Raw genomic sequence first — 12807 nt, 5'->3', positions numbered from 1 at the left:
ATCACCTTCAAAAGCATTTTGGGATGGTACCCAGGATTTCCTTCTTTACTATAGGCTTCAAGTAACGGCTGGATATTTATTTTCTCTACAACGGAGTTAATAACCCGGACCGGATGATGCGCAGGTATTAATTCATCAAACGAATGAGGGAAAAGAGTCGACTGGTTCTGGTTGTAGGGCTTAAATTTCATCGCTTAAAATATTGATAATCAATACTTGAATATAATAAAAAATAAACTTTCTGCCAAAAAAATGCATAAAAAAACCGCCTCAGTTTTGAGACGGCTTCTTTTTTATGCTTACGATTTTCGCTCAATTATGCATTACGGGATCAATCCCAAAAGTTGTGAGATTGACAATTTACTGTATAAAGACTTTATAGCTTCTTCAATCTTCGGCACTGTTGTAATAGCAATATAAAGCTGCCATGTGTGTATGAGAAAAGCGAATGCCCTTTGCCGTAAAATATCCATTAAAACTATATTGCCTCAAACAATTTACCGGGCAATGGCCTTATCAGTCCTTTTAACTCCATAGTAAGCAATAGTGATGACAGGCGGTAAATCGGCAAATCGCAATGCAGGGCAATAATATCCATAAGTTCTTTGCCGTTCTTTTGCAGGTAATCGTACACCGTTTGCTCATCGCCTTCTAACTGTACAAAAAGCTGCTTTTGCACCGGCTTGTGCTTCTTTTCTTCCAGTTCCCAGTTAAGCATATAAACAAGGTCGGCAGCATTGGTAAGTACATTGGCACGCTGGCTTTTTATAAGGTTATTACAGCCCATGCTGTATTTGTCGGTAACGCGGCCGGGCACTGCAAATACATCGCGGTTATAATCATTAGCTACATTTGCAGTAATGAGCGAGCCGCCTTTTTCGGCACTTTCTATAATAATAGTAGCTTCGCTAATGCCGGCCACAATGCGGTTGCGCTTTACAAAATTCTCTTTATCGGGGTTAGACGTACTCCAGAATTCGGTAAAGAAACCACCATTTTCTTCCATCTTAGCAACATACTTTTTGTGTACCTTAGGGTAAATCTGGTTCAGGCCATGCGCAACCACACCAATGGTTTGCAGATTATTATCCATAGCTATCTGATGTGCAAAAATATCTACACCATAAGCAAAGCCACTAATAATAACCGGATTAAGCGGCGAAAGGTCTTCTATCAGCTTTCGGCAAAAATCGGCACCATAGCTTGTCATTTGGCGGGTACCCACAATGCTTATGGTTTTGCGGCCTGCCATGTCTATCCTGCCGGAGCTAAATAGTACCACAGGCCCGTCTATACAATGCTTAAGCCTTTCAGGATAATCAGCATCTAAAAAATAAAGTGGCTTTATACCCTGTTCCTTAACAAATTTTACCTCGCTTTCGGCCAGTTTAAAAACATTGGTATTTTTAAGATTATTGTACATTATTTCGCCTACTCCCTCTATAGCGAGCAGCTGCGATCTTTTTGCATTAAATACTGCCTGCGCGCTGCCTAAATGGTTTATAAGCTTTTTTGCAACAATATCGCCCACACCTTCCACTCGCATCAGTGCCAGCGTATTAAGTAAATCTGTATCGGTCATCAAAAAATGTAAATGGCAGTTAATTAAACTGTTAGTATTGTTAATAAAATTTGTGGATAAAATTTTGCATTCACCCCTTAATAGTTAATTTTGTTGCTATGATGATAGAGAAACATATATCGGCTTTACTATACCGTTACCAGTGCGTTACCGTACCAGGGCTTGGCGCATTTTTAACCGAAATTCGCCCCGCATACCTCGATGCAGGCACACACACATTCTATCCTCCTAAAAAACTCATTTCCTTTAACGCGAATGTAAAAAATAATGACGGGCTTTTAGCCAATCACATCGCTTTGCAGGAAAAAATTTCTTATTCAGAGGCTGTGGCAGCAATTACCTTTGCGGTAGACCGCTGGAAACTGTCGCTGAATAATTATGATGTTATTACACTTAAAAATCTTGGCGAAATAGGCCTTAATGCAGAGGGTAGCCTGGTATTTAGCCCGGACACCCCTGTAAATTATTTAACCGAGGCTTTTGGACTTAGCGCCATAGCATCGCCGGCAGTAAAAAGAGAAGTATTTAATACCACGGAAGATGTTACCGAAGAAAAAGAGGTTGTAGTATTTGCCCCGGAAAGAAGACGCAGTTACTCCTACCTTAAATATGCAGCCGTATTTGCAGTGCTTGTAGCTGCAGGCGGTACAGGCTTTAAAGCTTATAACGATAACCGCGTTGCAACACAAACCCTTGCGGTACAAAATGCAGTACAGCAAAAAGTAGAGCAGCAAATACAGCAGGCCACTTTTTTTATAGATAACCCATTACCTGCAGCCGTAACGCTTCCGCTTAAAGAAGCTGTTGCTGTAAAAATGCCTTACCACGTAGTGGCTGGTGCTTATAAAAGCGAAGCCAATGCAGATAAAGCCATGAATGCCCTTGTAGTTAAAGGATTTAAGGCACGCAGGCTTAAGGCTAACAAATTTGGGTTGTTCCCGGTACTGTACGGCAGCTTTGAACACTACAGTGAGGCTAAGCAAACCATGAGAGAAATACATACCACAGGCGACAAAGAAGCCTGGATACTGGTACAGGACCTATAACATTTAATCCTCCTTTTTAAGGGGGATTTTTTTTGCTAATTTTTTCGCGATATATGTTTCCTGATTTACAAAAAAGCATAAATAATATGAAACTTTAAAATGTGAAATATGAGTAGGTGATTTCGAGTGAAGCTAAGGCCTTAAACTTTGTTGCGTTAAGCAAATTATAAGCTGAGGCGTTAAAAATCATTTGCTGTTTGAGCGCAGCGGGTTCAAATGATTTAGCCGAAACTTATAATTTTATCATAAGAAGTTACAGCCTTGAATTTTTGCTTCTTTTGTTTCAAGACAAAAGAAGAAGGTTATCTTTGCAAAAAAAAACGCATGACTGTAAAACACCCAGCCGACTCGATATGTATAATGACCGATATGGTATTACCCGGAGAAACCAACCCGCTTAATAACCTTTTTGGGGGCGAACTTCTTGCCCGTATGGACAGGGCAGCCAGTATTGCGGCGCGGCGTCATTCCGGCCATATTGTGGTAACAGCATCTGTAAACCATGTGGCCTTTAACAGCGCCATACCCCTTGGCAGCGTAGTAACTATAGAGGCTAAAGTATCGCGTGCGTTTAAATCGAGTATGGAAACCTATATAGACGTGTGGATTGAAGACCGTATATCTGGCGAAAAAACGAAGGCTAACGAGGCTATTTATACATTTGTGGCGGTAGATGAAACAGGCTGCCCCGTAGAAGTACACGCTTTAGAACCGCAAACCGAACTTGAGATACAGCGCTATGATGCTGCACTGCGCCGCAAGCAATTAAGCCTTGTATTAGCCGGAAAAATGAGTCCGCATGATGCTACAGAGCTTAAAGCACTCTTTATGTAGTATTTTCATATAATTTAAAGCCTTCTATGCAGAAGGCTTCTTTTTTGAACTATTGTTACAAATTACACATTAATACCTAAAAATGTGTAATGTTTTTAAATGGAGAACTTTTATTAAAAACGTGGTAGGGTATCTGTTTTATGAGTTGTTATAGCGCAAAAACATAACACTTATGAAAACACAACTACGTTCATTACTTGCAGGATGTATCCTTGCATGTAGCCCGGCCATTGCCCAAACCACATCATCAACCGCAGATGCAAACAGCGTTCTTGCCTGTACTGCACCCGTAGCAGAAGAAATACAGACACTATGCACAGGAGCCAAAGTAGGCGACATTGTTGCCGGCACTAATCCCGGAGCCGTTGTGCAATGGTATTTTGTTGGATTTATTACACAGCCTGTAGCCATAACAGATAATGCTATAGATGGTGGCAGGTATACCGTTACCCAAACGATAGATGGCTGCACAAGCCCGCCAACTAATGTATTTGTAAACCTTGTTGATGCCCCGACTGAGCCAACAGGAGCTGCTGCACAGGATTTTACCACTGGAGAAACAGTAGCCAACCTTGAAGTTACAGCAGCCGAAGGTAATGCCGTAAAATGGTATACAAGAAATGAAGCTTTAGAGTATACTCTTGTAGCAAGGGATGCCGCTCTAACAGATGGCACTACGTACTATGCAACACAGTCTAACGGTAATTGCGAGAGTACATACCACGCTGTTACTGTAAGCGAAATACTTGCAACTGATAATGAGGTGCTGAGAACAGTTAGTGTTTTCCCTAACCCTGCTACATCTGTTATTACCATTAATGGTAAAAATGTAATCACTCAAATAGTGGTAACTAACCTATTAGGCCAAAAGGTTTTAACGCAGGCTAACAATGCTGCCACTGCACAGGTTAATATTGCTGCATTATCTGCAGGCACTTATGCCGTACAGTTACAAACAGCTCAGGGAACTGCAACTGTAAAAGTTATTAAACAATAAAGAATACAAACCGTACATCTTTTTAAGGCTGTCTTTTAGTTAAGGCAGCCTTTGTTTTTATATAAAACTTACAATGCATCAATAAATAACAATTTGCGTCAAGATTGTTATTTTAATAAATAATTAAGATTTATTGTAAGGCGTTACATATTTATAGTTAATTTTAGTGGATACGCATATTATTATATAACCAATACGTTAAAACACAATTAAAACTATGAAGATAACATTACGCACATTATTTTTTGGGTCGTTGTTAAGCTTTGGTGCAGCATCTGCCCAGACTAACCAACCCCTCACAGTTACATCCGGCTATAATGCCGACGTTATTGCCAATGGTACAGGTGCTGCATCTGCATCAACAACCAGTAGTGTAGATAATGCCAATTATGCCTTTATGAGTACCGACTTCAGGGTTTACTCGGGAGCAGCCACTTATTCTAATGCGCTTCCTGTGGCCGGGCTAATCACTTCACAGGCAAATAGCGCCATTACATTTCAGTTGGCACCCTTAACAGGCAATAATGTTTTAAGATTGCAGGAAACAAGCAATACAGGCACTTTAGAGTTCAGCAACCAGCTACCCGCCACTAAACTATATGTTATGGCTACCGGCGGCAGCGGATCTGTTACTATTACAACAATTGTTAATTTTACCGATGGCACAAGCCAGACTGTAACCGGCGGCGTGATCCCTGATTGGTTTTACAGCACAACACTTCCTATAGTAAAACAAGGCATTGGCCGTGTAAGCCGGGGTGATAATGGCATACAAAATGATAGCGGCGAACCAAGAATATACATGTATACTGTTGATGTTGCCACTGCTAACCAGGCTAAATATGTAAGCAGCATCCAGTTTACAAAAACATCGGCTGCAGAAGGGGTTCTTAACGTATTTGGCGTAACTGCATTACAAACCGTTATACCATGTACCATACCGGATGCTCCCACAGCAGTATCTCAAAACTTTTGCGGCGCTACAACAGCTTCGCAGCTAACAGCTACAGGTGCTGTGACCGATGCCACTTACAGGTGGTATACCACTGCTACCGGTGGCACACCCTTAGCTGCAACAACACAGGTTACAAGTGGTATTCATTATGTATCGCAAATAGTGGGCACCTGTGAGAGTACAAGAACACCGGTAGAGATTGAAGTAACAATTGTACCTCAGCCGGAAGGCGCCACGACGCAGTATTTTTGCGCGGGCGCAACCGTAGCGGATATTCAGGCTACAGGCGTTACTACCGGTACTGTTACTTTTACATTTGACGGCCAGCCAATTGCAACGACTGAAGCATTAAGATCTGGTGTGATAACTGCAACACAAACTATAGGCGAATGCAGTAGTGATAAACTAATTACTATAAATATAGGCTTGCCTGCCCCTGATGCTCCAGCAGAACAAAGGTTATGCAACGGATCATTAGTAGGAGACTTTGCTGTTACTGCTGTTGATGGTGCTACAGTACAATGGACATTTATAGGCTTTATCTCTCAGCCGGTAGCTTTAACAGCCCGTGCAATGAGCGGGAGGTATAGTGTAGTACAAACTATAGGCGACTGCTCAAGTATATCTACTACTGTAATTGTAACTGTAGAAGATATACTTGGAGAACCGGGAGGCCCTAATGAACAGGAATTTACCGCAGGAGAAACAGTTGCCGACCTTTTAATATCGGTTACTATAGGCAATACCATTACATGGTATGTATTAAATGACGAATCTTTATTTGTAGAAATTCCTAACAGCACCGTTCTTGAAGATGGCGTGACTTATTTTGTAACACAATCTAACGGTAACTGTATAAGCGAATACCACCCTATAACGGTAAGCAATACAGCAGGCTTAAAAAACATTGCCCAAAACAGCCTGTTAGTATACCCTAACCCTGCAAACGGCATTGTTACTATACAAAACAGCGCCCTTATATCGCAAATTGTAGTAAATAATATATTAGGCCAACATGTTATTACACAAAGAGCTAAGGATACTGCAGCACAGGTTAATATTGCATCATTACCTGCAGGGACGTATATAATACAGGTAACTACGGCAGCAGGTACTGCTACAGCCAGAGTTATTAAACAATAGTTTATTTAGGTTATATTCTTAAAAAAGCCGTCTGTAATGGGCGGCTTTTTTGCATTTATACATAGCCTGTTTAAGTCGTTGCATGTAGAGACACATGCAATGAGTCTAATACCAATTATTAATATAATCCAGTCTAAATAATTTGTCACGCAAAGTCGCCAAGACGCAAAGCTGTATACTAAATTAGGTTTCGATACAGCGACTGGTAAGTCGCAAATCTTTGCGACTTACCAGTCGCTTGGTAGGTAGGTCTGCGTAACCCAGCTTTGCGTCTTGGCGACTTTGCGTGAAATAAAATGGCAGAAAAAATCAGGCTAATATATATTCATAAATGGTATAAAATTATTGTGGGACACGAAATGCAATGCATCTCTATAGCGATAACCGACACTGATGATATAGAAAAAGCCTCGCATCTTTTTACAGATGCAAGGCTTGTTCTATTTAGGTTTATGTCCTGTTTACTGTTGTGCTATCCAGGATGACGGGTTTAAGTATGTGGAGTTTTGCACTACAAGAAATTTTACAACCGCATCGCCGGTAGCTGCATTAGTGCCCACAGTGCCTAAGGACTGTTTTAACGACACTTTGTCGCCCACACTAACACTTACAGCAGAAAGGTTAGAATAAACGGTAATAAAGTCTCCATGCTGTAATAATACAATCTTATTACGGCTTCCTTTAATAATTTGCACACTTAACACCTCACCGCCAAATACTGCCCTGACTGTAGCGCCCGGATCTGTGGTAATATCTACGCCGTTATTATGTGTTTCCACGCCTTTTTCAAAAGGATGGGGATGCGTGCCAAACCTGTCAGATATAAAGCCTTTTGCAACCGGCCACGGTAATTTACCCTTATTAGCCTTAAAGTTGTCAGATACTATTTTACCTTCTTTTGTAAGTGTAATTTTTGTGGTAGATTCTTTTGCAGCAGCGGCTTTAGTAGTTTTAGACTCACCCGCTTTTTTAGCCGCTTTTTTATTTGCCTCTGCAATAGCTGCACGAATCATAGCATCTATTTTACGCTCAATTTCGCGTGACTCTTTTTTCTTTTTAGCAATATCTCCTGCATATTTTTTCTTGTCTTTACGTATGCTCTTAACAAGTTTTTCTTGTTCCACCCTGTCCTGCTCAAGGGTTTTCTTTTCTGTCTCGCTTTCCTTAAGAAGTTTTACCTTATCCTTTTTTTGTACAACAAGCTTTTGCTGAATGGTATCAAGCTCGGCCATTTTACCGCGTATCTCATCGCCCTGTATTTTCCTGAAGCTTGCATACTGCTTCATATACTGTAGCCTCTTGTAAGCCTGTAAAAACCCTTCAGACGAAAGCAGGAACATAATACGGCTTTGGTCACTACGGCTTTTGTATGCACTTACAAGCATATTGGCATAATCTTCCTTAAGCACTTTAAGTTCGCGGTTAAGCTTGTTCGATTTTATCTGGTTAATGTAAATATCATCTGTAAGCAGTTTGGTTTGTTTAGCCGTCATGCTAATCAGCTTTTCGCTAAGCTTAATTTTAGTATTTTGCTCGGATATTTTAGTCAGCACCGATTTTTCTTTAGAACTTTCGTCTTTAATAAGTTCGTTAAGCTCTCTTATTTCCTTCTGGATTTCAGCTTTGCGCTGCTCCAGCTTTTTTTGCTGGTCGCCATCCTGCCCCAACACTAAAGTGCTGATGCCGAGAAATAAAATAGTAAGGAAAAATCTGCTCATAGTTGTTTGTTATGGTTTAATCTATAAAAATCTGGTCGTATCCTTCCGGCACGTCGTACGGGAACGTCAATTTTTCGTCAAATTTAACCGATGTATATTGAATATCAATACTTACTTTGTCTTTTTGCTCAGCTTCTATTTTTATAGCAGCCGGCAATACTGCCTGCGGGTAATTGCTATGGGCAGGATATTGAATGTCAAGGCTGCGCGGAGACTGCCCGGCCTGCTCTACATGTTGCTTTTTAAGAAGGTAATTAGCACCCTCAAATAAAAATTCTTTAACAATACCGCCTTTTTCTTTACCAATAAGTTTATAAAGGCCATCCTGTAAAGATGCCTTATAAGTACCCTTGTTAAGATCATCCAGTGCTTCGCCGGTTAACATATTCTGCACTTTTGCATAGTTAAGTTCTGTACCCAGCCATCGGCTTAATACAACGTAGTCGCCTTTAAAGTAGGTGCTGTTTAGTTTTTCGTAATAGCTAACCTCTGTAGGGGTTATATATGCCTTAGCCATTGTTATGCCTAACCAACGGATAATTACCAGTATAGATTCGTCTTTTTTAATGCGTATCTCTGCTGATACTTTTTGGGATATTTTACTGTCCTTATACGCGGCATCTGCCTTTATAAGCAGGGTTTCAAAATTGCGCGGTGCTTTGTAGTGCCCTTCAATAATTTCGAGGGCTGCTTTATCTTCACTTGCGGCCTGCTCTGTTACCACAGCCTGCTTACTTTTACACGAAGACAAAAGTGCTGTTAATGCTATTACTACTATTATGCTCTTTTTCATTATTGTTTTTTGTTTTTTGCAAGTTTATCTGCTGCTGCAAAATAAGATTCTTTTTTCTTAGCATCGCCCAGCCCGCCATAAGCCTCGCCTAACTGGCGGTCTATATTAGCTTCGAGTTGTGCATCATCTACCACAAAATCCAGCCCGTTAGAAAGCCAATCTTTTGCCTTTGCATATTGCTGAAGCCTGTTTGCCCCAAGCCCCGCATAATAGTAAAGGCTTGCCTGTGTGGGGTAACTGTCTATATAATTTGTAGCGGCCTTAAGCAGTTTATCGTTTTGCCCGGTTTCGGCATAAGTATATAAAAGCAATTCTATACCCTCAATATCATCTGCTTTAACTACAAGGCCTTTTTCAAAATACTGTGTCGCCTCTGTATATTTCTTTTTGTTGAGATAAAACTTACCTACCTCTTTTGCTACGTTTATTTTTTTATCATCTTCAAAATAATCTACAGCTTTACTAAGGCTGCCGCTGTATTTAGGATTATTTGTAGCAAAAATAAGAAACTCGTTAAGCACGCGGTGTTTAATTTTGTTGTCTATCTTACCGCTTTCCAGCACGCGGAACATAGACTCCGATGCTTTATCGCCCTCGTTGTTATTAAGGTGAAATTTAAACAGGCTTACCTGTGCCCAGTCAGATGTTGGGATTGCTTTTTCCAGCCTTTTAGCCACCTCTTCGGCCTTTGCTTCCTGGTTACTTTCAGAATACAGGTAAATAAGGTCGAGGTAGTTAGACTCTAACTTGGGGTTCGCTTTTATAGCGGCCTCAAGTATTTCTTTTTGCGGCTCTTTATACTTTGCCTCACCCATTATCTGGGTTTTGTACATAGTACGCTTTTCAGATACGCCTACGGTTTCTTCCATTTCATTAATAAGTGCCAGTGCTTTGTCATACTGCTGAGTATACATGTACAGCGATACAAGGTCTTCCTGGTACTGCTCTTTGCGCCACTCCATAAGTTTTTGTACTACTACGATAGACTTAGTAAAATTTTTATTTTCGTAATACACATCATAAAGCCCCTGCCAGTACCAGCGGTTTTTAGGGTCTAACTGTGTAGCTTTAAGGTAGGCTTTTTCTGCCTCTGCAAGATTACGAAGCGCAAGGTAATTTTTACCTAACTCTCCATAAATAACAGGATTTTCGGGTTCTTTAAGCAGGCACTTTTGCAGCGAAAGCAATGCCTTATCATAATTTTCAATTCCTTTTTGCTTAAGGGCCTCATAAAAATTGTTTTCAAAGTCACTGTTTGCCAGTGCAATTTCGTCGGGTTCCTGTTGTGCATAAACCGCCGCAGGGCCTGTTAAAGACCCTGATAGCATTATACCGTAAAAAAGAATTTTAAATTTCATGTATATTATTCTAATACCGAATAATCGCCTATGCTTATGGCAGTAAAATTACCGTTAAACACAGCATGGTTACCTATCATGGCGTTATCCAGGTTTGCGTTTTTAATTAATGTATTGGTTTGCACCAAACTGTTTTTGATGGCAGAATCTTCCACCCTTGTTTTTTCGCCCAGCGATACATTAGGCCCTACAGTACTGTTTACCAGCACTACACCCTCGCCAATAAAGCATGGTGGAATAATGGTACTGTTCTCTAATACTACAGAATCTGACACTAAATGCTCGCCATCTTCATGTAAAAAATTAAGCATACGGGAGTTGGTCTCTACAGTAACGTTCTTGTTGCCGCAGTCCATCCAGTGGTCTACTTTACCGGGAACAAATTTCATGCCCTTTTGCTTCATGTTCTCAAGGCCATCGGTAAGCTGGTACTCGCCGCCCTTAGTAATATTGTTGTCCAGCAGGTATTGCAACTCACTGCGAAGCGTTTCGCCGCTCTTAAAATAGTAGATACCTATAATGGCAAGATCGGTTACGAACTCCTTTGGTTTCTCAACAAAATCGGTAATTTCATTCTTATCGTTAAGCCTTACTACGCCAAACGCACTTGGGTCATCTACCTTTTGTACCCATATAACACTGTCTGCAGTAGTATCTAACGTAAAATCTGCCCTAAAAAGTGTATCGGCATACGCCACAACAACAGGGCCAGTCATACTTTCTTTAGCACTCATAATAGCGTGCGCCGTCCCCAGGGGCTGTTCCTGGTAGTAAATAGTGCCTTTAGCACCCAGTTTCTCTGCTATGGCAATAAGTTCCTTAGCTACAACATCGCCAAAATCTTTATGAATAATAAATGCTATCTCTTCTATATCCTGGTTAATAACGCCGGCAATATCTTCTACAAGGCGGTGCACAATAGGCTTGCCCGCTATAGGTATTAATGGTTTAGGTACGGTTAGTGTATGTGGGCGAAGGCGCGATCCGCGGCCTGCCATAGGAACTATTATCTTCATTCGTTTATTTAAAATTCAAAATTGTTGTTTTTTGCAGCCCGGGTATAAATTTCCAGTTTGCCTTTTTGTTGTAATATTTTATAACTGCCATCTAAAGCCTTTTTAGCGTCGGCAAGATACGGGGAATTAGCCTGTTTATACTTTTTGTAAGATTTCATAAGGTAATCTAAACCCTTAACATAGTTTTCAATCATGCAATTAGTCCTCCCGGCATTATAATATCCTTCAGGATCCTTAGGGTACAGGGCTATAAATTTTTCATAAATAGTTATGGCCTCCTTATAGTTATTTAAAAACTCATAAGAATGCGCCATATTTTGTAAAGGCTTTTTTTCGTTTGGTTTAAGGGCTAACGATTTTTTATAACTATTAATGGCCTCTGTATATTTACCCAGCTCTTCATAACTGCTGCCTAAATAATTGTAAGCCTCTACAAACTTAGGATCGATGATTACTGCCTTATTATAACTTGCAATTGCTAAATCGTATTTGTCTTTATTTCCAAAATTCCTGCCTTCAATATAGTACTTCAATGCTTCTTTATTTGTAGACAGATTTTCTCCGTAAGCTTTAACAGCCATGGTTTTTAGTGCCGGACAGTTTTTTGCCATATAACGCTGTACTTCAATAGGAAGCTGTGGTGTTGAAGAAACACTGCGAATACAGTTATTGGTTTCTTCCTTTATTTTATCCTCACCAGCATTAACATTAATTTTGGTAAGGCACTCGCAGGCTTTATCTCCAATATTTTTAACTTTAGCATCATTATCCTGTGCGTAGATACAAATACTTAAAAAAAAGATAGTTACTAAAAATATCCTTTTAAATATGTGATGTGCTTTTGTCGTCATTCAATACAATCTGTTAGATATTTTAAGCTATATACTATTGAGTACATAACATAAACGATTTTAACTTTCAAATGTTACTTAACCCCGGTACTGCCAAAGCCACCTTCGCCACGTACGGTCTCTGTAAGCACATCGGCTTCCAGCCATTCGGCACGTTCATGTTTAGCAATAATAAGCTGTGCAATGCGCTCGCCATTTTCTATAGTGAAGGCCTCATTTGATAAATTTACTAAAATTACCCCAATTTCGCCGCGGTAATCGGCATCAACTGTACCGGGGCTGTTAAGCACCGTAACGCCTCTTTTAGCTGCAAGGCCGCTCCGTGGGCGTACCTGCGCTTCATAACCCAATGGAAGCTCTATAAACAAGCCTGTTTTAATAATAGCCCTGCCCAGTGGCTCAAGTACTACAGCCTCTGTAAGGTTAGCCCTGAGATCCATCCCTGCAGATGCTATAGTTTCGTAGTTAGGTAATGCGTGCTGCGATTTGTTGATGATTTTAACCGTCATTGTAT

The 12807-nt window shown here is 40.5% G+C and carries 12 protein-coding genes; 4 read left to right on the top strand and 8 right to left on the bottom strand.

Annotation, left to right across the window (positions count from 1 at the left end):
* Both F565_RS23130 and dprA read right to left on the bottom strand, forming a co-directional pair.
* The coding region (locus tag F565_RS23130) for a transposase (RefSeq protein ID WP_020213684.1) at positions 1-191 on the bottom strand (191 nt) is incomplete at its 3' end.
* 287 nt (positions 192-478) lie between these two features.
* On the bottom strand, positions 479-1582 hold the full coding sequence (gene dprA, locus F565_RS0119260; protein ID WP_020214884.1) for a DNA-processing protein DprA: 1104 nt from the start codon (positions 1580-1582) through the stop codon (positions 479-481).
* Between the two features lie 98 nt (positions 1583-1680).
* Here dprA and F565_RS0119255 point away from each other — a divergent pair, with 98 nt between their 5' ends.
* From F565_RS0119255 to F565_RS0119240, 4 genes are all read left to right on the top strand, one after another.
* On the top strand, positions 1681-2628 hold the full coding sequence (locus tag F565_RS0119255; protein WP_026300187.1) for an HU domain-containing protein: 948 nt from the start codon (positions 1681-1683) through the stop codon (positions 2626-2628).
* 324 nt (positions 2629-2952) lie between these two features.
* On the top strand, positions 2953-3462 hold the full coding sequence (locus F565_RS0119250) for an acyl-CoA thioesterase (RefSeq protein ID WP_020214882.1): 510 nt from the start codon (positions 2953-2955) through the stop codon (positions 3460-3462).
* Between the two features lie 172 nt (positions 3463-3634).
* Positions 3635-4459, top strand: coding sequence for a T9SS type A sorting domain-containing protein (locus F565_RS0119245; protein ID WP_020214881.1), 825 nt, complete (start codon positions 3635-3637; stop codon positions 4457-4459).
* A 217-nt stretch (positions 4460-4676) separates the two neighbouring features.
* Positions 4677-6557, top strand: coding sequence for a T9SS type A sorting domain-containing protein (locus F565_RS0119240; protein WP_020214880.1), 1881 nt, complete (start codon positions 4677-4679; stop codon positions 6555-6557).
* A 461-nt stretch (positions 6558-7018) separates the two neighbouring features.
* On the opposite strand, the gene F565_RS0119235 is transcribed toward F565_RS0119240, so the two are convergent.
* The 6 genes from F565_RS0119235 to dut form a co-directional block, all read right to left on the bottom strand.
* Entirely contained in the window at positions 7019-8275 is a 1257-nt protein-coding gene (locus F565_RS0119235) for a murein hydrolase activator EnvC family protein (protein ID WP_020214879.1), read from the bottom strand.
* A 16-nt stretch (positions 8276-8291) separates the two neighbouring features.
* Positions 8292-9068: a lipoprotein insertase outer membrane protein LolB1 gene (gene lolB1 / locus F565_RS0119230; RefSeq protein WP_020214878.1), complete on the bottom strand. Its 777-nt coding sequence runs from the start codon at positions 9066-9068 to the stop codon at positions 8292-8294.
* Entirely contained in the window at positions 9068-10426 is a 1359-nt protein-coding gene (locus tag F565_RS0119225) for a tetratricopeptide repeat protein (protein WP_020214877.1), read from the bottom strand. Before F565_RS0119225 ends, lolB1 begins: the two co-directional genes overlap by 1 nt.
* Before the next feature lie 5 nt (positions 10427-10431).
* Positions 10432-11442, bottom strand: coding sequence for a sugar nucleotidyltransferase (locus tag F565_RS0119220; RefSeq protein ID WP_020214876.1), 1011 nt, complete (start codon positions 11440-11442; stop codon positions 10432-10434).
* A gap of 8 nt (positions 11443-11450) precedes the next feature.
* On the bottom strand, positions 11451-12293 hold the full coding sequence (locus tag F565_RS22535) for a tetratricopeptide repeat protein (protein WP_020214875.1): 843 nt from the start codon (positions 12291-12293) through the stop codon (positions 11451-11453).
* A gap of 74 nt (positions 12294-12367) precedes the next feature.
* Entirely contained in the window at positions 12368-12802 is a 435-nt protein-coding gene (gene dut / locus F565_RS0119210; protein ID WP_020214874.1) for a dUTP diphosphatase, read from the bottom strand.
* Positions 12803-12807 lie beyond the last annotated feature (5 nt).

It is taken from the genome of Flavobacterium rivuli WB 3.3-2 = DSM 21788 (assembly GCF_000378485.1).
GTDB lineage: Bacteria > Bacteroidota > Bacteroidia > Flavobacteriales > Flavobacteriaceae > Flavobacterium > Flavobacterium rivuli.
Note: the sequence above shows the minus strand (reverse complement) of the source record. Positions and strands in the feature narration are given on the sequence as shown.